The 21,069-nt window shown below is 37.5% G+C and carries 23 protein-coding genes; 4 read left to right on the plus strand and 19 right to left on the minus strand.

The window, feature by feature from the left end; genetic code table 11:
- Positions 1–160 precede the first annotated feature (160 nt).
- Both BIV20_RS09305 and BIV20_RS09310 read right to left on the minus strand, forming a co-directional pair.
- Positions 161–1,099 (minus strand): ketopantoate reductase family protein, encoded by a 939-nt coding sequence (locus BIV20_RS09305; RefSeq protein ID WP_075720341.1) that lies wholly within the window; start codon positions 1,097–1,099, stop codon positions 161–163.
- Positions 1,100–1,126: 27 nt separating this feature from the next.
- Entirely contained in the window at positions 1,127–1,336 is a 210-nt protein-coding gene (locus BIV20_RS09310; RefSeq protein WP_075720343.1) for a hypothetical protein, read from the minus strand.
- Between the two features lie 176 nt (positions 1,337–1,512).
- Here BIV20_RS09310 and BIV20_RS09315 point away from each other — a divergent pair, with 176 nt between their 5' ends.
- Complete coding sequence (locus tag BIV20_RS09315) at positions 1,513–2,340, plus strand: TrmH family RNA methyltransferase (protein WP_075720345.1); 828 nt, start codon at positions 1,513–1,515, stop codon at positions 2,338–2,340.
- Positions 2,341–2,350: 10 nt separating this feature from the next.
- Here the strand turns inward: BIV20_RS09315 and BIV20_RS09320 are convergent, their stop codons facing one another.
- Entirely contained in the window at positions 2,351–2,803 is a 453-nt protein-coding gene (locus tag BIV20_RS09320; protein WP_075720347.1) for a GNAT family N-acetyltransferase, read from the minus strand.
- Between the two features lie 87 nt (positions 2,804–2,890).
- Positions 2,891–3,754, minus strand: coding sequence for a fumarylacetoacetate hydrolase family protein (locus BIV20_RS09325; RefSeq protein ID WP_075720349.1), 864 nt, complete (start codon positions 3,752–3,754; stop codon positions 2,891–2,893).
- Positions 3,755–3,893: 139 nt separating this feature from the next.
- Between BIV20_RS09325 and BIV20_RS09330 the strand changes: the two genes are divergently transcribed.
- Complete coding sequence (locus BIV20_RS09330; protein ID WP_075720351.1) at positions 3,894–4,589, plus strand: GntR family transcriptional regulator; 696 nt, start codon at positions 3,894–3,896, stop codon at positions 4,587–4,589.
- 61 nt (positions 4,590–4,650) lie between these two features.
- On the opposite strand, the gene BIV20_RS09335 is transcribed toward BIV20_RS09330, so the two are convergent.
- Positions 4,651–5,841 (minus strand): aminotransferase-like domain-containing protein, encoded by a 1,191-nt coding sequence (locus BIV20_RS09335; RefSeq protein ID WP_242939812.1) that lies wholly within the window; start codon positions 5,839–5,841, stop codon positions 4,651–4,653.
- A 147-nt stretch (positions 5,842–5,988) separates the two neighbouring features.
- On the opposite strand from BIV20_RS09335, the gene BIV20_RS09340 reads away from it, so the two are divergent.
- On the plus strand, positions 5,989–7,377 hold the full coding sequence (locus BIV20_RS09340; protein ID WP_075720355.1) for an aminotransferase-like domain-containing protein: 1,389 nt from the start codon (positions 5,989–5,991) through the stop codon (positions 7,375–7,377).
- Positions 7,378–7,392: 15 nt separating this feature from the next.
- Here BIV20_RS09340 and BIV20_RS09345 read toward each other — a convergent pair whose 3' ends face one another.
- From BIV20_RS09345 to rho, 14 genes are all read right to left on the minus strand, one after another.
- Positions 7,393–7,731, minus strand: coding sequence for a hypothetical protein (locus BIV20_RS09345; RefSeq protein ID WP_075720357.1), 339 nt, complete (start codon positions 7,729–7,731; stop codon positions 7,393–7,395).
- Between the two features lie 232 nt (positions 7,732–7,963).
- Positions 7,964–9,568, minus strand: coding sequence for an IS66 family transposase (gene tnpC, locus BIV20_RS09350; RefSeq protein WP_075720359.1), 1,605 nt, complete (start codon positions 9,566–9,568; stop codon positions 7,964–7,966).
- Positions 9,569–9,848: 280 nt separating this feature from the next.
- Positions 9,849–10,211, minus strand: coding sequence for an IS66 family insertion sequence element accessory protein TnpB (gene tnpB, locus BIV20_RS09355; protein WP_075720361.1), 363 nt, complete (start codon positions 10,209–10,211; stop codon positions 9,849–9,851).
- Positions 10,201–10,587 carry a hypothetical protein gene (locus BIV20_RS09360; protein ID WP_075718093.1) on the minus strand — a complete coding sequence of 129 codons (387 nt, stop codon included), beginning with the start codon at positions 10,585–10,587 and terminating at the stop codon, positions 10,201–10,203. Before BIV20_RS09360 ends, tnpB begins: the two co-directional genes overlap by 11 nt.
- Before the next feature lie 147 nt (positions 10,588–10,734).
- Positions 10,735–11,679: a phosphotransferase family protein gene (locus BIV20_RS09365; RefSeq protein ID WP_075720363.1), complete on the minus strand. Its 945-nt coding sequence runs from the start codon at positions 11,677–11,679 to the stop codon at positions 10,735–10,737.
- A gap of 71 nt (positions 11,680–11,750) precedes the next feature.
- Positions 11,751–12,566, minus strand: coding sequence for a GNAT family N-acetyltransferase (locus BIV20_RS09370; protein ID WP_075720365.1), 816 nt, complete (start codon positions 12,564–12,566; stop codon positions 11,751–11,753).
- Positions 12,567–12,581: 15 nt separating this feature from the next.
- Positions 12,582–13,103, minus strand: a complete 522-nt coding sequence (locus BIV20_RS09375) for an NUDIX hydrolase (RefSeq protein WP_075720367.1) — start codon at positions 13,101–13,103, stop codon at positions 12,582–12,584.
- Between the two features lie 224 nt (positions 13,104–13,327).
- Entirely contained in the window at positions 13,328–13,762 is a 435-nt protein-coding gene (locus BIV20_RS09380) for a VOC family protein (RefSeq protein ID WP_075720369.1), read from the minus strand.
- A 188-nt stretch (positions 13,763–13,950) separates the two neighbouring features.
- A complete protein-coding gene (locus BIV20_RS09385) occupies positions 13,951–14,580 on the minus strand; it encodes a CatA-like O-acetyltransferase (RefSeq protein ID WP_075720371.1) in 630 nt (209 codons plus the stop codon).
- Between the two features lie 406 nt (positions 14,581–14,986).
- A complete protein-coding gene (gene prfA / locus BIV20_RS09390; protein ID WP_075720375.1) occupies positions 14,987–16,057 on the minus strand; it encodes a peptide chain release factor 1 in 1,071 nt (356 codons plus the stop codon).
- 15 nt (positions 16,058–16,072) lie between these two features.
- Positions 16,073–16,912 (minus strand): peptide chain release factor N(5)-glutamine methyltransferase, encoded by an 840-nt coding sequence (gene prmC / locus BIV20_RS09395; RefSeq protein WP_075720377.1) that lies wholly within the window; start codon positions 16,910–16,912, stop codon positions 16,073–16,075.
- A 35-nt stretch (positions 16,913–16,947) separates the two neighbouring features.
- The gene (locus BIV20_RS09400) at positions 16,948–17,856 is read right to left on the minus strand and encodes a DUF1385 domain-containing protein (RefSeq protein ID WP_075720379.1); all 909 of its coding nucleotides are present in this window, start codon (positions 17,854–17,856) and stop codon (positions 16,948–16,950) included.
- Positions 17,857–17,927: 71 nt separating this feature from the next.
- Entirely contained in the window at positions 17,928–18,134 is a 207-nt protein-coding gene (rpmE, locus tag BIV20_RS09405; RefSeq protein WP_075720381.1) for a 50S ribosomal protein L31, read from the minus strand.
- Positions 18,135–18,264: 130 nt separating this feature from the next.
- Positions 18,265–19,716, minus strand: a complete 1,452-nt coding sequence (gene rho / locus BIV20_RS09410) for a transcription termination factor Rho (protein ID WP_075720383.1) — start codon at positions 19,714–19,716, stop codon at positions 18,265–18,267.
- A gap of 198 nt (positions 19,717–19,914) precedes the next feature.
- Between rho and BIV20_RS09415 the strand changes: the two genes are divergently transcribed.
- The gene (locus tag BIV20_RS09415; RefSeq protein ID WP_075720385.1) at positions 19,915–21,069 is read left to right on the plus strand and encodes an NAD(P)-dependent malic enzyme; all 1,155 of its coding nucleotides are present in this window, start codon (positions 19,915–19,917) and stop codon (positions 21,067–21,069) included.

Below are 21,069 nucleotides of genomic sequence, written 5' to 3' on the forward strand. Positions count from 1 at the left end.
AGAAATGAAACCGTGTTACACCCAGTATTTATCGGGTATACGCCCGAAATAAGGTTATCAAGTTTCACGGATTAAGGTATTAGCAAGTTTTTATTAAATAAGTCTTTAATCATATTTTCTCCCTTACTATCACAAAATAATTTATACTATTAATTCAACTCTATATTGTACTTTCTGCTGATTCGTATTCAAACTTCCCATCATTCTTCTCTTCTAATGCCTTAATCAAATGATAGGTATATTCACAATACGGAACATCAATTCCGTACTCTTTTCCCATGCGTATCATCTCACCTGCAAGCATCTCAATCTCTGTGTGTCGTCCTGCATCCAAATCCTGTAATGTTGAAAATCTGGCATCCGGCTTTACTCCTTGGAATAACAAAAATTTCTCCGTTAGCGGAATCCCTTTGGCATTTGCCACCTTATCAACCTCTTTCCAGAGGCGTTCTGCAATATTATGCATATGTACACTATCCTTATATGCTTGAAATCCCACACCCAGTATTGCCTGTGGAAGATTTTGTGCAATATTCCCAGCGTATTTCATCCACATATCGATAATAATATCTTCCATAAAATGATAGTGAATTCCCGTATCCTGAAAGAGTTCTTCTACTGCCAGCACTCTTTCGGTAGGTTCCCTTCTATCCTTTTCTCCAAAATAAATTCCGGCTGTGTTTTCCGGTGAAAATGTAATCTGATTTCCTTCCCTTACGGAAGCAATACGCATAACCGCATACATCATATGTTCCATACCAATTGCATTTCCGATGATTTCTTCCGATGTGACACCATTCAATAAACTGATTACAATTGTATTTTTTCCAACTATTTTTCTTATATCTTCTATTGCATCTGCCAGTGCATCCTGTTTGCTTGATACCAAAAGCAAATCCACATTTTCCACTTCTTCCGGCTCTTTCACAAGTAATGCATATTGCTTTCCATTAATGATAAGACCATCTTTTTCCAATCGCTTTTTTCGCTCACCCTTGGCTACAACACAAAACTTTTCACCAAGACATTCGGAAAGTCCCCATATAAAATATGCACCTACTGCACCAGCACCTAAAAGTGCTACTTTTTCTATCTTCATTCTAGTCCCTCGCCTCTGATTTACCTATTACTTTGCCACCTTTTTGAGATAGTAATTTTTAAGTTCATTTTCTTCTTTTAGTTTCTCATTCTCGCCCTTAAGATACTGCATATATTCTCTGCACAGTTTTACTCCACCACGAACAGCAATATCCTTGTGTTGTTCCATTTCCGCTAACCATTGTAAAAGTGATTTTTCACGGATATCATTGTATGTATTATCTTCTTTTATAAACATATATCTCCATTCCTTTCTCTGCTTGACATTTACAAGACTAAATTCATATTTCCAATTATATAATAATCTAATATTTTCCTCAACCGACTTCTTTTCCTATGTTTGCCCTTTCTCCCATTTGACACCACCTTACATCCCCTTTATAATATCTGTAGTATAACTACAAGGAGACAATCATGCCAAACATTATAGAAATAACTGATTTTAATGCCCCGGAACTTGACATCTATGCCCGTCTTACTGAAAATCAATTACTTAACCGCCACGAACCGGAAAAAGGACTCTTTATTGCAGAAAGTCCTAAAGTAATTGACCGCGCCCTAGACGCGGGATGTATTCCAGTTTCTCTATTATTGGAAAAAAAGCATATCGAAGGACAAGCGAAGGATATCATCACCCGCTGTGAAAATATTCCTGTCTACACTGCAGAATTTGATATCCTTACTCAGCTTACCGGCTTTGAATTGACTCGTGGTGCACTTTGCGCTATGTATCGTCCAAAGTTACCATCCGTAGAAGATGTTTGTAAAAATGCAAGACGAATTGCTATCTTAGAAAATGTTATGAACCCAACAAATGTGGGGGCAATCTTTCGCAGTGCTGCAGCTCTGAACATTGACGCGGTATTGCTTACTCCTGCCTGCAGTAACCCACTATACCGTCGTTCTATTCGTGTAAGTATGGGAACTGTATTCCAGATTCCCTGGACATTTATCGGTGATAAATCTGAAAATTGGGCAACACAGGGAATTGCGCGGCTTCGTAATCTCGGCTTCAAAACTGCCGCAATGGCACTGTGTGAGGAATCTGTCAACATCGATGACCCAAACCTTATGTCAGAGGACAAGTTGGCTATTATCTTAGGAACAGAGGGAGATGGACTGGCAACCTCTACTATTGCAGATTGTGACTATACCGTCTGCATTCCAATGTCGCATGGTGTGGACTCACTAAATGTTGCTGCCGCAAGTGCAGTTGCGTTTTGGCAGTTGGGAAATCGGTGATATCACATTATTATGCCGAAATAATCTTATTGTAGTAAACCTCGTTTTCATCCCGGCTAATCTCACGATAACCAAATTTTTCATAAAGATGTTGATTTCCAACACTGAATACCGGTGTCGACAATACCCATTTTTTTATGTTTGGATACAACTTTTCTACCATACAAAGAACCTTGTATCCATACCCTTTTCCCTGCATTGATGGTCGAATAACAAAATCTTCGAAATGCATTATTTCCTCGCCTTCCGGAATCAGAAATAATCCTCCGATAATTTCATCATCAAGCATTATCTTATACGCAATAAATCTATTTATAATATCAATTTCTGATTCAACACTGTCATATCCTGGAGGTCCACCATTTCTTCCTAAATATGTATTGATTTCCTGATTAAATGCGGCAATTTTAATCCCAGTAATTGTCTCTGCATCTTTCAGTTGAGCTCTTTCAATAACTAGCATATATCCCTATCCTTTCTCCTCATATCTAAATTACTTTCAGTAGCAAATACTCTTCTTAATTATACACTATTTGAATTACTTTTCAATTTAGCAAAGCGTATTTGATAATGTTCCAAGCTTTTCAATGGTAATGGTAACCTGATCACCGGATTTCAGCCATTGTTGCTTTTCTTCTGGTTCCCCTAAAATAACACCTTCCGGAGTTCCAGTAAAAATAATATCTCCTGGTTTTAAGGTGATATATGTAGAAAGATAGCTGATGATAGCAGCACAGTTAAAAATCATATTTTGTGTATTTGAATGTTGGCGCATAATACCATTTACTTCACACTTTATATCTAAATGATTAGGATTTACCTCATTTGCAGTAACAATATATGGGCCAAGCGGTGCAAACTCATCGCAAGCTTTTCCTAAAAGCCACTGTCCATTCAACATCTGCAAATCTCGAGCGCTAAAATCATTACCAACAGAATAACCAAAGACATACGAAAGAGCCTCGGCCTGCGAAACATTATGCGCCTTTTTTCCTATAATAATTACAAGTTCCGCTTCATAATCAAACTTTATCGCATTTGGTGGCAAGTGAATTGATGAATTATGCCCAGTCAAACAAGTATTATATTTACTAAATATAGTAGGTTCTTTCGGATGTTCTAATTTAACTTCCTTAATGTGGGAATCATAATTAAGTCCGATACACAGGATTTTTTCAGGATTTGGAACACTTGGTGCAAATGTAATATTTTCTATTTGAGAGAATACGGGTGATAAATTCAAATACTGGTCTAAAAACAGCAAATTGTTTTCTGTTTGCATCAATATATCATTCCATGTTGTAGGAAGTTCACTATTGTTTGCAGCTACGGTTTTAGCAATATTTATAATACCTTTTTGTGTCCAAATTCCAAGATAAAGCTTCCTGTTTTCGTAAAAATGTAATAATCTCATAATTTATCCTCCTTCTGTATAATTGATTCTATTATAAATAATCGATTATGTCAATAAAAATAGATTTATGTAGACTTATTCTCAGAATTATATTATAATATTCTCAAATATTTTTAACAGAAAGTGTAGGTATAGACGTATGGCAAGGACAAAAAAGTCGTTGAGTCTTACAGACGAAATTTACGATAAATTATATAACGCTATTATGAATGGAGAAATACCGTCAGGAGCAAATTTGAATATAAGTAGTCTGAAAGAAAAATTCGGAGTTTCGCTTGCAGTGATACGAGAAGCGCTTTTAAAACTTACTGCTCAGGGACTTGTGGAACAAAAACCGAATTGTGGGTTTGATGTAGTTGAATTGAACAGTGAAAGATTAGAACATGTAATAGACGCACGTAAAATAAATGAAGGTATTGCTTTAAAATTAGCTTTAAAAAATGGCGATATTCAGTGGCAAAGTAATATTATTGCAAAGGCATATGAATTAGAGCATACTCCGGTTTATCTAGATGATGAAAAAAAAGACATTAATCCAGAATGGAATGATAGACATAAAGCTTTTCATTATGCACTAATAGAAGGTTGCGGAAATGAAGTGCTTCTTTCCATTTGCAATTATTTATGGAATATTAGTCAAATTTATCGTAAACAAAGTTTATTATTGAAGGACGAAAACCGAAATTTTCAAGAAGAACATAAACACCTAATGGATGCTGTTTTGAAAAGAGATGAAAAAGAAGCCTTAGAACTATTTGAAACACATATTGAAAATACTAAGATGCAAATGCTTTTAAAAGAATCAGAAATGATGATTCACAATAGCCGTATTTAGGCTATTTGAATCATTTTCTCATATTATTCACTGAATTGGATAATATTTGTGTAAGAATTAATCAGACATCACATAACTCTTTCATTGATTTACTCAGCCGTTTTATGCCCTCTACAATTATTTCTTCATCAGAATTAGTGTAATTTAATCTCATTGTATTGGCATTTCTTCCATCGACATAGAATGGATTACCCGGTACAAACACTACGTTTTTCTCTTTTGTAATTTCAAATAAATCCATTGCTACTACGTTTTCTGGCAGAGTAACCCAAATAAACATTCCGCCTTCAGGTCGTGTGAATTTTGTATTCTCACGGAAAAATGTTTCCATGGAGGAAAGCATTGTATTGCACTGCTTCTGATATAACATTCGTATTCTGGAAATATGCTTTGAAATATCATTATTTGTTAAATAATCCCAAAGGATATACTGTGAAAAAATGTTGGAGTGAAGATCCGCAGCCTCTTTGGCGGTATTTATTCTAAGCCTAAGTTCGGCATCTCTAATTACCATATATCCAATTCGCATTCCGGGTGTCACTGTCTTTGAGAATGTTCCAAGCAAAATACTACCTGCGTAATCTGTTTTACTAATATATCCATAAGGATTACCTTCAAACTTTAAATCACCGTATGGATCATCCTCAACCAGAATACAATTATATTTTTGGACCAATGCCATCAGATTATCTCTTTTTTCTTGTGAATAGGTTAATCCGCTAGGATTTTGAAAATTAGGAACAACATAAATAAACTTTGCATTGGATGTCTTGAGTTTGCTTTCAAGCTTATTCATATCCATGCCATCATTCTCAAGAGAAATAGCGCACATATCAGGTTTGTACTGACTGAAGGCCTGAATAGCTCCAAGATATCCTGGCTCTTCAAGGATTATGGTATCGCCTGGATCAATAAGAACTTTTCCAATCAAATCTAACGCCTGCTGAGAACCAGTTGTAATGATAATATCTTCGTATGTAACCTTCATTCCCTGCGTTTTTGATAAATGATTTGCAATATACTCTCGTAATTCAACTAACCCCGCAGTTTGAGAATACTGAAAAACTTTACTTCCATAATTGTCGATTACTCTATTGGTAGACTCTTTCAATTCTTTTTTAGGAAAAGAAATAGGATTTGGCAATCCTCCCGCAAACGAAATTATGTCTTTGCTTTCTGTGGCTTTTAATATTGCACGAATAAATGATGGTGATGTTGAAAGGCTTAATTCAGATATTTTTTCTTCAAACATTTTCATTCCTCCTCTACTTTTTCAATAATTTAACATTGAAAAAATGTGAATACAATATTAAAATTGTCTTCAAGACAATATTGTTCTATGTGCATAGATATAAATGATATATACTAAAATAATGAAATAATGAAAAGAGAGGAAAATATGCCAGTAAATTCTTTTGATAATTATCCAATGAGTTGGAAACCAGCCATAGATAGAAATTGTGGGACACCACTTTATATTGCCCTTGCCGACACTTTAAAAAAAGATATTCTTGAAGGACGTTTGGCGCCTGGAACTAAACTTCCCCCCCAGCGTGAATTGGCTGATTTCTTAGATATTCATTTGAGCACAATTACTCGTGCATTTAAGCTATGTGAACAAAGGGGATTAGTTTGTAGCGTGGTTGGTAGAGGGACATTTATCTCTTCTGATGCAGCAGTGCAAGGTATGCTCACCATTCATAATGCCTCTGCAAAAATAATTGAGATGGGTGCAATATTACCAAAGCCTGACGTTAACGAAATAATTACTGATTATTTAAAAGAAATCGTTGAAGAACCAGATTTTTACAAGCTTATGCAATATGCTACAGTGAAATATGATAAGCTGCAGACAAAAGCGGCTGTTCGATGGTTTGAATATTTTGGCTTAAAAACCAGTGCATATAACGTACTCTTCTCTTCTGGCAGTCAAAATGGTATTTATGCCATTCTTTCTGCACTTTTCGAATCTGGTGATAAAATTGCAACTACTCCAGTGACATATCCAGGACTAAAGGTTGCCGCAAATTCCCTTGGAATTCAGGTGGTACCTTTGCCAATGTTTGATAATATGATTACTGTTGAATCCTTGGAATATGTTGTTAAAAATCATAATATAAAAGGATTTTACTTCATTCCAGATTTCAATAATCCATCTGGCGAAATGATGAATATTAAAGCCAGAAAAGCAATTGCAGATTATTGTAATACTAGAAAATTACCTTTTATTGAAGATAGCATATACTCTTTATTTTTACCTAATCCACTGCCACCAATTTCTTCATATTCACCAGAATATGGCATAATGATTGCCAGTGTATCAAAAATTGTGTCACCAGGACTTCGTCTTGCGGTTTTGCATATACCAAATCAGTATTATACAAAGGTTGCAACCACACTATATTCAATAATTATCACACCACCAGCACTCATGATGCAGTTATTTACTAGGTTAATCAATCTGGGGAAATTCGATAAAATACGTGAGCTTCGTATCGCGGATGTGATAGAAAGAAACAAACTGTTTGACAGTGTATGTTTAAATATTAAGTCCTCGGGATATATATATTGTCCTCTTAGATGGGCTTTTATTCCAGATGGAAAAGAAATTAATCCTTCTATGGTAGAAAAGGAATTACTAGAAAAGGGAATTCAATTATACTCTGCAGAGCGCTTTGTTGTAGGCAACTCTGAAGTGCCTCAAGCAGTTCGTATTTCCCTTATTTCCGAACATAATCTGGATGAGTATATAAATGGATTAGAAATCATAAATAAGTATTTTGAATAGAGGTGGTTTAAAATTTTACTTAACCTTATATTTTTTAATCAATCTATGGTGATACCATATCATAACGACAATAGGCACAAGTAATCCAATAGCAACGGGAACTAATACCCAAATGCTATCTCCTATTATGAGACCGCAAACCCATGTCAAAACTATAATCACTCCATAGGCAACCCACATTGTACCGTGTTTCTTATTCCACATACGTACATCTGATATTTCATCTTCACTGGGTGCTTTTTCTCCAGTATAAAATCCGACTGGTTTTTCACTCCTTAATTGCGATACACCTATTCCTATCATAATCAATGCACATATTCCAAATATCACTCCTGAAATAATTGCCTCACCCATTTTTTCATACCTCCGCTTATAAAACAACAATAACTGAACTATAATTCCTATATTTATCTAAAACCGCCATCCACTCATGCAAATCTGTTTCGTCTTTCTATTACTCATTATATCGTGCCCCAACTATTTCTGCAACAGCACTTTTTAGCTACTTTCGCTCCCTCTCCGTAAACGCCTCATAGTGGGTACTCCCACATAGGTAGCCGCTCCGAAGAGCGGCGTTATTTAAAAATTATTTTCTGCATTCCTCTGGCAGTTTTTCTGACCATGGAAGCAGATTTTCACAGAAACTTACATCACGGTCATCCATGTGTTTTGGGATTTCTGTCAAAAGATATTCAAAATAATTATAAGGCTTCAGGTTATTGGCCTTGGCCGTTTCAGCGATACTATAGATAATTGCGCTGGATTCCGCTCCGGCGATTGTATCAATCATTACCCAGTTTTTCTTGCCAACGCAGAACGGACGGATTGTCTGTTCTGCAGCATTGTTATCTAGTGGAACTTCACCATCCTCCAGGAAATATCTAAGGTACTTTTCCTGATTGAGGGAATAAGCAAACCCATTTGCAGTCTTGCTCTTGGCCGGAACCTTTAACAGGTTTTGGCTAATCCACGCAAAATAGGCATCAACCAGTGGCTTAACTGTCAGCTGGCGATGTTGTTGACGTTCCTCAGGACTTCTGTCCTTTAACGTGTTGTCCTCGCGATAAATCGCTTGAATCTGCTTGAGTGCCAGATATGCAAGTGATGATTTCTGGTTCGCTTTCGGTAAAGCTTTTACAGCCTCATCGAATCGTCGCCTTGCATGTGCCCAACACCCGGCAATCCGTAGGTCTTCTCGTTCCTTTTCAATCGTGTGATAGACCTGATAGCCATCCGTTACACACACTCCTTTAAAGTTCTTTAAGAACTCCCTGGGATGGCTTGCATTACGGGTGGGCTGATACTCGTATAGGACGATTTGTTTCCCAGGATATGTAGCTCCTGTACGGTACACCCACATATAATGTCTGGAGCCTTCGGTTCGGTTTTCTTTTGTGACCCGTACCGGTGTTTCATCTGCCTGAAGCACATGATAATCATAAAGTTTCTCATGCAGATAATCATACAGGATAGAGAGATATCTCTCAGCACATTGGATGGTCCACCGGGCCATATCTGTCCGGTCAATGGCAAGTCCCATCCTTTGAAATTCCTGTTCCTGACGGTACAGAGGTGCCGCATTTACATACTTTGCATTCCAGATGCCGGCAAGTAAGGATGGAGACACCAGACTATTTCTTAACAGATAAGCAGGATGATCCGCCTTTTTGAAATGATTATCCTTTTTTGATTTATATACACCGACATGATGTTGTTCAAGCTCCACCTTCATAGGTGTGAAACGATAGCGGTTGTAGATTTCATCATCCAGCTGATACCATCCGTCCTCGCCAAACTCGGCAACCAGTTCTTCCACGGTCATCTTATGTTCAATAGGAATGACAGGAAGGTTCCTTATATCAGCAGTACGTTTTCCTTTGGTCTTTTTTGAACGCAACTTTTCCGGAACATCTTCATCATCCAGAGCCTCTTCACCAAGTGAAGCAACCGCTTCTGCTTCGTTGAAGTAGATGATATTTCCATCGACTTCCATAAACCGGATCTGATTTTCTGTATCCAGCTTTTCGGAAGATCTGCCGAAGCGGTTGCTGTTTAATACAGCGACCTGCTCCAATAGCAACTGTAGCTTCTGATCAATGTCTTTCAGCTGCGACTGCTGTACAAGGAATAGCTGAACAAGCGTAGCCTTATCAAAGTTATTCAGTTGTTCTTCTGTATATTCCATCGCCATATTGAACCTCTTTTCTGATGGCTCTATTATAGCAGATATGGACAAAACATGCGAATATCTCTCATTTCAACTTCCGTCATAATGCCTATAGTTACAAGACTTTGTAAGACGGATATAAGGACTTATAATTCTGGCCTTTTGAAATGATTGATATAAATAACAACTGCATAGAGACAATTATGCGTGCTTATAATGCAGTTTATTGGACTTACAGATAGTGCAGATTCAGAGATTTTATGGAGTAAAACCGGCTCAAAAATTTCAGCCTTTTGCACAAATATCATGCCATGAATTCCGGTGGTTCAACCGGACGGACAGACTTCTTGGGTTCCGTTGTCAGGCCTTCCATAAGCCAGCGGAACTGCTGGGGAGTCAAAGCTTTTACTTCAGCTTCGTTCCGAGGCCAGATAAACCTGCCTTGTTCCAGGCGTTTGTACAGGAGAAGGAATCCATCCTTTTCCCATACAAGTCCTTTGATGCGATCAGATTTGCGTCCGCAGAAAAGATACAGGGTATCAGGGACATATGGATTGTTTCCCGTTTTCTGATCAATTATGGAAGCCAGTGTATCTATACCGGATCTCAGGTCGGTGTAGCCACAAACGATATACACTTGTTTGAAACAGGTAGCGTCATTTAACATGAGCAACCACCCCAAGGACTTTCGCCAGAAGAGCTGTAGATGTTTCTTCGGTTATTCTAATTGTAACTCCATTGATTTCAAGTTCTAATGCTGATGTTTCTTTGGAATTATCGGGGATAGATGGATTACCATCCGGAGCCATTACTTCCATAGGAACAGGTACGATAGCCTGTTGGGCAATGCTTTCAGGAATAACTTCAAGACAGGCCTTTCGTACAGCCCGCATACGATAATAATAATCACATTTAGTAATCGAATGATTATCACACCACTCGCCAACTGTCATTCCTGCCGGTCTGGCATTGCACTCTTGTACCATTGATGCCCATTCCTTTAATCGGACGTTGCGTGCGATGAGCGAAGTTTGAGAATTCATAGACAATACCTCCAATCAAGTATAAAAAGTTGAGCCTCAACTTTTTATACAAAAGTAAATTTGTTATGTCTATTTTCTCAAATTTGTTGGTCAAGTTCTATGTACTGACTATGAGGCGCTTACCCCTCTCCGTAATTCTCGTTCCACTCACGAGCTATGAGTGCCCATGCAACATTCACCTCGTATTTTAGCATGGGAATCACATCTTGCTGCATAATAATCTTTCAAATACCATGTCGGTATCGATTGTTTCATATAATCAAACCAAACAAGCACATTTTTATTCAATCGAATGATGTTATTAAGTTCCGATGGTGCAAAATATTTTGCCCAGACAATTGAAGTAATAGCACTAGCAGAAAAATACAAAGCAAACAGCTTCCAAAACTCTTCTGGAATCTTTCCATCAAAGTAGCCATCAATTTGTCCAGAAGCAAATGCAGGATACTCCACCCCTACACGGTTAAACTCATACCATGGATCTCCAATATTATCGAAATCAACTGTGTGCCAATCAATTACAAAAACTGCTCCATCCTTAGTAATCAGATTGCCCATATGATAATCTCCATGGTGTCCACACTGTTCTCTTTGCTTTAAAAGATATTTATTTTCTTCAATGAAATTCAATATTGAGTCCGCCCCTTCGAAAGGTATCCCCTCCGTACGGTAAGCCTCTAATCTTGGTTCAATCACTTCAAAATACCTATCATACCAATTACTAGGTTTTTCTTCGAGAGTTGCTGCTTCATGAATCTTTGCAAGAATTTTTCCTGCCTTGATTCCCATTTCATACTGTTCACTCTCATTCAAGCGTGGTAATATCTTTTCCACTTCCTCACCATCTATCCATGAAAGAAGCGTATAAACGGAGTCTTTTTCCTTCTTAAATTCTACACACTTCGGAATAGGCAGATTTGATTTGTTTAATCTCTCTAAAAAATCATACTCTTTTAATTTTCTATCATATTCTTTTAAATCAGATAATCGCAAAAGGAACCGGTTTCCATCTCTGTCAATACACTTATATTTTTTATCCCCTGACATTCCTTTCGATATCTCAATCACTTCGTCAAATTGTTCCAATAACACAGCCTCACATCCTTAGTTTTCTACATCTTTTGTCCATCTTCTTGCCCTTCAAACCCAAAGCATGACTCGCTCTAAAGAGCTCGGTCAGTTCTAATTTGCATTTTGTAAGTACAATTTTCTTGTTTCAAAAAATAGCCTAATATGTTAGCTATATGCTCAGAAGTAGGATTTGCACAATCCCACCAAGGATATAACTTTATTTTTTGACATTCCAACACAAACTTTGCTCCGATAGAGCGAGCTAAATGTTTTCCCCTATGAGCTGGATGAATGGCAATCTGTACTTCTACATTATCCTCATATCTTGCACAACTTGATATTCCTCCAACTATTTCCTCATTAAACAACACAAAATATCCTAAACCATTATTAATAAAATCTTCTGCATTACTAAATCCATGTACAAATTGGGCAAGATATTTATCATTAAGTACCTTTTCATATAATTTTTCATCTATCTCTAATAATTGATATTCTGCTGGAAATTCATTTATAAATGATTCTAGCTTTATAGTATCAAGCGCCTCCATGTCAATATCCATAAGATTTCTTTTAGTTTTCTCATAGGTATATTCAGTTCCCATTTTAGATTTAGCAAAGGCTTGATTAATTGAATCTTTTACAATACCATTTTGAAATATTATTTGATATCTTTCCTTTCTGTGCTTTTTCATCCAATCATAAATACTATTTATTATATCTTCTTGAACAATAGAACCATCTACATAAGCAGATGATTCGGTAAACGCTACAATATTCTTTGGATTAGTATTATCATCACACCATATTTCACATATGCCTTGTTCCAAAGCTGACATTAGGATTACACTTGAAGGTGACCTAAAAAAACGATTTGCTATATTTTCAAAAGAAACTGTATGATTCATGTTTTTAATCTCCTGTTAATCACATAGTGCATCTTTAATCATCTGCAACACTTTTGTTTCTCTATTTATCATTATCTCATTAAAATAATCTTCACTTTTATATGCCAAATTAACGCTAATTGCCTCATCCAAATCTACAAATCTAAGAATAAATCCTGCCTCCGCTTCATAATTATCTAAATTTTGTTCTACAATCTGATTTTTTGTTTTACATGTGAAGTAAAAATTCTCCTGCTCAAAGATAGTATATGGTGATATATTACTTTTCTGACGACGCATTACACTTCCAAATTCACATATAGATTCAGGAATAACGATTAGTCCTACCTCTTCCCTAACTTCTCTGATAAGGGCTTCTTTTTTATCTTCATCCTTATGAATTCCTCCACCTGGAAATTTATAATATTTTTCGTTTTTACTATAAACAAGGGCTATCTTATTATCATCCTTGAAAATAATTCCTCTTGCAGATGGTCTACTAATTACTCTATCGCTATCTTCATAATCTCGTAAATCTATTTCAAATAATTGTCTCATCGTTATCTCCATAATTATCCTTCAAATACCATGTCAGTATCGATTGTTTCATATATGCAATCCAAACAATTATTACATTTTTCGAGCATCTCTACGCATCATGTGGTATCTAAACCCAACGCCTCGATTACTACAAATGTAACCATTCCTATCAATACTATAATAGTTAAGCAAAATAATCTCATCTTTAATTTGTTGAGTTCTTAGCCTAGATAATATCCATTTTACTCTTTATGTCCTCCTGTAATTTCAATAGGATTACCATCAGGATCCATAAATGTAAAATACCAATAAGGTGAAAAAACATTTAAATATCTTATCGGTGTTAAATTAATTCCGATTCCCAAATCGTAAATACGCTGATACTCCTTATCTAAATCTTCTACCCCTAAATTAATAAATACTTTCCTTGAATTAGTAGAATTAGCAATAACGCTCATATTATCGTATTCTGGAAATAAAGGTCCTTTCACTTCTTTCTGCTCCGGATATTGTTCATCATAATATCCGTTCATTAGACAAATATTTACCCCCTCATTATTGAACATTGCAAATCTTTTTCCATTTGTAGCGCTTACTTTCATATCTAAAATCTTTTCATAGAAATCTAATGATTTATCAAAATCTTTTACTACCAAATATATTGATCCATATCTCATATAACCACCTCCATAATTCATTAAATTGGGAGTTGCGCGTTTCTACGAGCGGTGCGAAGATGCACCGAATTGGCTGACGGGAGCTTGCTCACAGGCAGACATATTCGAGTGCAGCTGCATAGCGCGACAGCGCGACATGAGCATGAAGCGCAGTGAAATGCGAATGGCACCGCTCGATAACCTGGGATTTAGCACTCGTTCAGAAATTTTTGTAATTGTTCTACAAACTGTCCTATATGCAATCCATCCACAAAAGAATGATGTGCCTGTACAGAAATTGGAATCATAACTTTTCCATCTTTTTCATAGTATTTTCCCCAATCAAAAAGAGGTGTTGCATTATCTTTTTTTCCAGAGTTTGTATGTGATATATGAGTGTATGTAACCCAAGGCATAGGCGAACATTGGAAAACATCATTTCCTAATGGTCCTGTAAAATATTCTTTCTGTTCATCTGCTGTTTTTGATGCCAATTCACAATATTCCTTCAAATCATCTATCATTGGAACATTTACTACCTTAAATAAATTGGTTTCCTTATTCAAATAAGTAAAGGCGGTATCTATTCTATCATAAAGAACCACTTGTCCGTCTACAAAACGATAACGAAAGGCTTCTATTTTGTTTGCACACTTGCAAACTGCATATACCATAGCCAATGTAAACGATAATCCATGTTCCTTGACCATACGCTTAAAATTTGTAATATCTGCTTCGAATGTTACACAAAAAGCAGGTTCAACACTGTTTCTAAAAACCATGCAGTGCATTGCCCTTTCCAATATTTTTTCATCTATTATCTGATACGAATTAGCCATATTTTTATCCCTCTACAAATTCTAATTTTTCTAAATCTTTCTCCCATCTTCTTGCCCTTCGGACAAGAAGCATCCCTAGCTCTAAAGAGCTCGGTCAATTCTAATTTATATTGCTCATTATACCGTGTCCCAACTATTTCCACAACTGTATTTTTAGCTAGTTTCACTCCTGCTCCCACCAAACTCACCTTTAATCTCCACGCAAAATTGCACGCAACCGATCACCTCGATTCCGCTTCGCATTCTTCCAAATTTATCTACTCCACTCATAGCACGAACGCCCACTCGAAAATGCTTCGCATTTCCTCGTGGTTCGTTTAACTCACATAGATTAAAATAAGGAGCCACAAGCCCAGCAAGCTGTCTGTGTCTCCTTATATTTAATCTACGTTCGTGCTATTCGTTCCTATTCGTTCATCTTTGCCAGTTTCGCAGTTTGGTCTGCCGCAATCAAAGCATCCAGAATCTCCTGAATATCTCCGTTCATAATCTTATCCAGCTTATACAGTGTAAGATTGATTCTGTGGTCTGTCACACGTCCCTGTGGGAAGTTATAGGTTCTAATCTTCTCAGAACGGTCTCCGGTACCAATCTGACTTCTTCTTGCCTCTGCTTCTGCATCCTTTGCCTTCTGGCACTCTATGTCATACAACTTTGCACGAAGCAATGCAAACGCCTTATCCTTATTCTGAAGCTGTGACTTCTCAGTCTGACTATAAATAACAATTCCGGTCGGATAATGGGTCAAACGAACTGCGGAGTCTGTGGTGTTGACACACTGTCCACCGTTTCCGGATGCACGCATAACGTCGATACGAATATCCTTTTCATCAATCTGAATGTCTACTTCTTCTGCCTCTGGCATTACAGCAACAGTAATGGTTGATGTATGGATACGTCCACCGGATTCTGTTTCCGGTACACGCTGTACACGATGTACACCGGATTCATATTTCATTACGGAATATGCTCCCTGTCCGGTAATCATGAAAGTAACATTTTTCATACCACCGATACCGATTTCTTCGCATTCCATGGTCTCTACTTTCCAGTTACGACCTTCCGCATAATGTACATACATACGGTAGATTTCTGCTGCAAACAATGCCGCTTCGTCTCCACCGGCACCTGCACGAATTTCCACAATAACGTTCTTATCATCGTTAGGGTCCTTTGGAAGTAATAAAATCTTTAACTTATTCTCCAGCTCTTCTACCTTTTCCTTAGACTCATTCAATTCTTCCTTAGCAAGCTCACGCATCTCTTCATCGCTTTCCTCTTCCAACATTGCAAGAGAATCCTCGATGTTCTGCTTTGCCTGTTTATATTCCTTATAAGCCTCCACAATCGGAGCTAAATCACTCTGTTCTTTCATCAATTTACGAAACCGATTGGTATCATTTGCCACATCCGGTTCACTTAACTGATTCATAATTTCCTCATAACGAAGAAGTATATCATCTAACTTATCAAACATCTTTCTCTTCCTTTCTTACTGTACCGCAGGCAAATTTCCTAATACCACACGGTCATTTCCCGCAAGATCCTTTACCACTCTTACATTCCGATAGCCATTTTCCTCCATGATAGCAGCCACTCTGCCACCCTGGTCATGACCGATTTCAAAATACAAATATCCGTTAGAATTTAAGAACTTTCCTGCCTCACTGGCAATTTCCCGATAAAAATAAAGTCCGTCTTCCTTTCCGTCTAACGCCTCCATCGGTTCAAAGTTCTTTACCTCCGGCATCAAGCCTGCAATCACATCCGTCGGAATATACGGTGGATTGGATATTATCATATCAAAGTTTCCTGTAATACTCTTAAACAAATCACTGCTGACAAACTCTACTTCTACCTGATTCTGCTTTGCATTTTCCTTCGCTACCAAAATCGCCTGTTTCGAAATATCACTTGCCATTCCAGTCAGCCCTTCTTTGTGCTTCATCAGACTGACAACAATGCAACCGGAACCGGTACACATATCTAATACACTCATGCCAGGCTCTAATACCTTAAGTGCCTCTTCAACCAACGTTTCTGTGTCCTGTCTCGGAATCAGCACTTGGGAATTTACTTTGAACTCCAGTCCCATAAACTCCTGACTTCCGGTAATATACTGTAATGGAATATGCTCTGCTCTCTTCTTCAAGAGAACTTCATATTCCTGCCACTTTTCCGGTTCTATTTCTTCCTTACTCTTAAGATAATACTGGCTCTTCTCCATCTTGCAGACATACTCCATAAGATACCATGCATCCAGTTCATAATCTGCAATTTCCGCCGCCTTAAGAATTTCTTTTCCTTTATTTAATGCTTCTTCTAATGTCATAACTATCCTCCTGTTTTTTTCTTTTCTGAGAACAGCTATCTCTCATCTTCCTTAAGGGTCTTAATATATTCCTTCCAGTCAAATACAGCCTCGACCGAAGCAATTCCTACCTCTATCATTTCTTCATCCGGTTCTGCTGTAGTTAATCTTTGCATCCAAAGCCCCGGCTTACTCAAGAGATTAATAATAATATTCTCACTTCTTCCTGCAAGTCTCAGTATCTCATAAGAAATTCCTGCAACTACCGGAATAATAGCAAGCCGTAATACCATTCTAAGTATTCTGGAGTCCACTCTGATAAATAAGGTAAGTATAATAGTAATAATTAATACAAAAAATAGAAAACTAGTCCCACAACGCTTATGCTCCTTGGAACTCTTTTTTACATTTTCTACATTCAATTCCAATCCATGCTCAATACAATTAATGCATTTATGCTCTGCTCCGTGATACATAAATACACGATGAATATCCTCCATTCTGGATATCAATAGAACATAGCCTATAAAAATTGCTATTCGCAACACACTTTCAATTAAAATAATTACAGTTTCCGACTTTATAAATCGCTGAAAAAACAAAGACGCATAAAAAGGAATCATCATGAAAACAGCCACTGCTATCAATACAGAAATTGCAATGGTAATCCCCATCTCCGCCTTTTCCTTCTTCTCTGATTTCACTTTCTGCTCCTCTTCTTCCTCAAAAAAAGATGCAGAAAAAGTTAAAGTTGACATTCCAAGCACCAGTGAATCAATAAAGTTAATCACTCCACGAACAAACGGTATTTTCTTTATGGTTTTATTCGGACAAATTCCCTTATATTCTTTTTTCTCAACCACTATCTCATGGTTCGTTTTTCGCACAGCCACTGCATAGTGATCCTGATTTTTCATCATGACCCCTTCCATAACAGCCTGTCCGCCAATTCCGGAATACGCCATATCTTACACCTCGCGTAAATTTAAAAATAGAGGATGTCCAAATAAAAAGACATCCTCTTTTTGTGTGGTTCTTACTGATTGTTCATGCCATACTTCTTGTTAAACTTATCAATACGTCCACGAGCCTGAGCAGCCTTCTGCTGTCCAGTGTAGAACGGATGGCATTTGGAACAGATTTCAACGTGGATATCCTCTTTTGTTGAACCTGTAACAAAAGTATTTCCACAGTTGCATGTTACAGTTGCCTGATAATAATCTGGATGGATTCCTTCTCTCATGATTTCACCTCTTCATACTATATTTTAAATCTCGTTAATCGATTTTTTCAAAATTATACTGCTGCCTATGCAACAGCTTTATTAGTGTAGCACATATTTTGACGATATGCAAGTTTTTTTTCAAAATTACCTAAATAAGTTTTGTCTTCTTCACCATCTGACAGAACTCATGATTGTTCTGTGTACGCACAAACATATTCAATATATTTTCTACTGCTTCGTCTGCCTTCATGCCATTAATTGCCTTACGCATAATGTCTACCGCTTCCTGTTCTTCCTGATTCAACAGTAAATCTTCTCTTCTGGTTCCTGACTTAACAATATCTACAGCCGGGAAGATTCTTCGCTCGGAAAGTTTCCGGTCCAAAATCATTTCCATATTACCGGTTCCCTTAAATTCCTCATAGACCACATCATCCATACGGCTTCCGGTCTCTACCAATGCAGTAGCAAGGATTGTAATACTTCCGCCCTCTCTCATATTTCTTGCCGCACCAAAGAAACGCTTTGGCATATGTAGTGCAGCCGGGTCGATACCACCGGATAATGTTCTTCCGCTTGGTGGTACAATCAAGTTATACGCTCTTGCCAAACGAGTAATACTGTCCAAAAGAATCATAACATCCTTTTTCTGTTCTACCAGACGTCTTGCGCGCTCAATTACCATTTCCGATACACGTTTATGATGTTCCGGAAGCTCATCAAACGTAGAATAAATAACTTCTACATTTTTTCCTTCTATTGCTTCCTTAATGTCAGTTACTTCCTCCGGACGTTCATCAATCAAAAGAATGATTAAATGCATTTCCGGGTTATTCTTCGTTACAGAACGTGCCACCTGTTTTAACAATGTAGTCTTTCCTGCTTTTGGCGGAGATACAATCATACCACGCTGCCCTTTTCCTATCGGGGATACTAAATCCATAATACGCATTGCAACGCTACCCTTATCCGTCTCCAAACGAATTCTTTCATTCGGGAAAATTGGTGTAAGATCTTCAAAATTAGGACGTTTGATAATAACGGAAGGATGACATCCATTGATACTCTTGATATAAAGCAGAGCACTGAACTTCTCCTGCTGCGTCTTTATTCTTGTATTTCCACATATAATATCACCTGTCTTTAAACCAAATCTACGAATCTGTGAAGGTGATACATATACATCATTCTCACCCGGCATATAGTTCTCACTTCGAATGAATCCAAAACCATCTCCCATTACTTCCAGAATCCCCTTAGCACTAATTCCACTATCCAATTCCGGATTCTCTATCTCAATTCCATCCTGTGTTACTACCTTTGTGGACTTCTGTTCTCTTCTATCTTCTTTTTTATATTCCTTTTTCTCTTCTCTTCTGTCTTCTGTTTTTTCTTTTATTGTCTTCTCTTTTATAGTCTTTTCCTGACTTTCTTCCTTGGCAGCCTTCTGTTTTTCCTCTTCCTTGGCAGTTTTCTCATCTTCCTGAAGCATTAACTCCACCAATTCACTTTTCTTCAACCCAGAAAGATTCTTAAGCCCCCTAGCTTTTGCTACCTCTCTCAACGTTGTTACTGATAAACTTTCATATTTTTCTCTCATACCTAATCTCCTTTGGCTGTTATTACGGGAATAATTCGTCAGATGCGACACCGATTTAAACCATTTCTTAGACAAGTGGTATTATACACTATCTTTTTCCAAATAGGAAGTCCTTTTTCTTGATTTGTTTTTTTTTTCATGGTATGCTTATTAAAGTTTGATTACATATTTAAAATAGAAATAAAGGAGCGAATACACATGACAACGAATGAAAAAGCTGTACTTTTGCATAAAGAATGGAACGGTAAACTAGAAACCGTTTCCAAAGCACCGGTAAAATCCCGTGAAGACTTATCTATCGCCTATACACCAGGTGTTGCAGAACCTTGTAAACTGATTGCAGAGAATCCTGAAGATGCCTATGTATATACTATGAAAGCCAACACCGTAGCTGTTGTTTCTGACGGAAGTGCTGTCTTAGGACTTGGAAACATCGGCCCTTATGCCGCTATGCCGGTTATGGAAGGAAAATGTGTCCTTTTCAAAGAATTCGGTAGTGTAAATGCTGTGCCAATCTGTCTGGATACTCAAGACACAGAAGAAATCATTAAGGCTGTAACTTACTTGGCACCAGGCTTTGGTGGTATTAATCTGGAAGATATCTCTGCTCCACGTTGCTTCGAAATTGAAGAACGTCTGAAAGAAAAACTATCTATACCGGTATTCCATGATGACCAGCACGGTACTGCAATCGTAGTTCTTGCCGGAATCATCAATGCTTTAAGAGTAACCGGAAAAGTAAAAGAAGATTGTAAAGTAGTCGTAAACGGTGCCGGTTCTGCCGGAGTTGCTATTACAAAATTACTTCTCACCTACGGTTTTAAGCACGTTACTATGTGTGACCGTCTTGGTATTATTAATAAGGACTATCCTGATTTAAACTGGATGCAAAAGAAAATGACCGAGGTAACTAACCTTGAAAATAAAACCGGAAGCCTTGCAGATGCTCTAAAAGGTGCTGACATCTTTGTCGGTGTTTCTGCCCCTAACATTGTATCTCCGGAAATGGTAAGTTCTATGAACAAGGATGCTATCCTCTTTGCTATGGCAAATCCGGTTCCTGAAATCATGCCGGATGTAGCAAAAGCTGCCGGGGCCAAGGTTGTCGGAACAGGAAGAAGTGACTTCCCGAACCAGATTAATAACGTAATTGCTTTCCCTGGTATCTTTAAGGGAGCCTTAGAAGGTCGTGCTTCCCAGATTACAGAAGAAATGAAACTGGCAGCAGCCAATGCTCTTGCCGGCCTGGTATCTGACGAAGAATTAAATGAAGATTTTATTATGCCGGAAGCTTTTGACCCACGTGTTGCTCAGGTAGTTAGTGAGGCTGTAAAATCTCACATTAAAAAGTAA

The organism is Roseburia sp. 499 (assembly GCF_001940225.2).
Classification (GTDB): domain Bacteria; phylum Bacillota; class Clostridia; order Lachnospirales; family Lachnospiraceae; genus Petralouisia.

What these genes read in the sequence shown, in the direction of transcription:
- BIV20_RS09330 (WP_075720351.1), top strand. Translation starts at nt 3,894, where the DNA reads ATGGCAAGGACAAAAAAGTCGTTGAGTCTTACAGACGAAATTTACGAT.
- BIV20_RS09315 (WP_075720345.1), top strand. Translation starts at nt 1,513, where the DNA reads ATGCCAAACATTATAGAAATAACTGATTTTAATGCCCCGGAACTTGAC.
- BIV20_RS09325 (WP_075720349.1), bottom strand. Translation starts at nt 3,754, where the DNA reads ATGAGATTATTACATTTTTACGAAAACAGGAAGCTTTATCTTGGAATT.
- rpmE (WP_075720381.1), bottom strand. Translation starts at nt 18,134, where the DNA reads ATGAGAGAAGGAATCCATCCAGATTATTATCAGGCAACTGTAACATGC.
- prfA (WP_075720375.1), bottom strand. Translation starts at nt 16,057, where the DNA reads ATGTTTGATAAGTTAGATGATATACTTCTTCGTTATGAGGAAATTATG.
- BIV20_RS09380 (WP_075720369.1), bottom strand. Translation starts at nt 13,762, where the DNA reads ATGAGATATGGATCAATATATTTGGTAGTAAAAGATTTTGATAAATCA.
- BIV20_RS09340 (WP_075720355.1), top strand. Translation starts at nt 5,989, where the DNA reads ATGCCAGTAAATTCTTTTGATAATTATCCAATGAGTTGGAAACCAGCC.
- BIV20_RS09415 (WP_075720385.1), top strand. Translation starts at nt 19,915, where the DNA reads ATGACAACGAATGAAAAAGCTGTACTTTTGCATAAAGAATGGAACGGT.
- BIV20_RS09400 (WP_075720379.1), bottom strand. Translation starts at nt 17,856, where the DNA reads ATGGCGTATTCCGGAATTGGCGGACAGGCTGTTATGGAAGGGGTCATG.
- BIV20_RS09370 (WP_075720365.1), bottom strand. Translation starts at nt 12,566, where the DNA reads ATGAATCATACAGTTTCTTTTGAAAATATAGCAAATCGTTTTTTTAGG.
- BIV20_RS09375 (WP_075720367.1), bottom strand. Translation starts at nt 13,103, where the DNA reads ATGAGACAATTATTTGAAATAGATTTACGAGATTATGAAGATAGCGAT.
- BIV20_RS09360 (WP_075718093.1), bottom strand. Translation starts at nt 10,587, where the DNA reads ATGAATTCTCAAACTTCGCTCATCGCACGCAACGTCCGATTAAAGGAA.
- BIV20_RS09345 (WP_075720357.1), bottom strand. Translation starts at nt 7,731, where the DNA reads ATGGGTGAGGCAATTATTTCAGGAGTGATATTTGGAATATGTGCATTG.
- BIV20_RS09385 (WP_075720371.1), bottom strand. Translation starts at nt 14,580, where the DNA reads ATGGCTAATTCGTATCAGATAATAGATGAAAAAATATTGGAAAGGGCA.
- prmC (WP_075720377.1), bottom strand. Translation starts at nt 16,912, where the DNA reads ATGACATTAGAAGAAGCATTAAATAAAGGAAAAGAAATTCTTAAGGCG.
- BIV20_RS09335 (WP_242939812.1), bottom strand. Translation starts at nt 5,841, where the DNA reads ATGTTTGAAGAAAAAATATCTGAATTAAGCCTTTCAACATCACCATCA.
- BIV20_RS09310 (WP_075720343.1), bottom strand. Translation starts at nt 1,336, where the DNA reads ATGTTTATAAAAGAAGATAATACATACAATGATATCCGTGAAAAATCA.
- BIV20_RS09305 (WP_075720341.1), bottom strand. Translation starts at nt 1,099, where the DNA reads ATGAAGATAGAAAAAGTAGCACTTTTAGGTGCTGGTGCAGTAGGTGCA.
- rho (WP_075720383.1), bottom strand. Translation starts at nt 19,716, where the DNA reads ATGAGAGAAAAATATGAAAGTTTATCAGTAACAACGTTGAGAGAGGTA.
- tnpC (WP_075720359.1), bottom strand. Translation starts at nt 9,568, where the DNA reads ATGGCGATGGAATATACAGAAGAACAACTGAATAACTTTGATAAGGCT.
- BIV20_RS09320 (WP_075720347.1), bottom strand. Translation starts at nt 2,803, where the DNA reads ATGCTAGTTATTGAAAGAGCTCAACTGAAAGATGCAGAGACAATTACT.
- tnpB (WP_075720361.1), bottom strand. Translation starts at nt 10,211, where the DNA reads ATGTTAAATGACGCTACCTGTTTCAAACAAGTGTATATCGTTTGTGGC.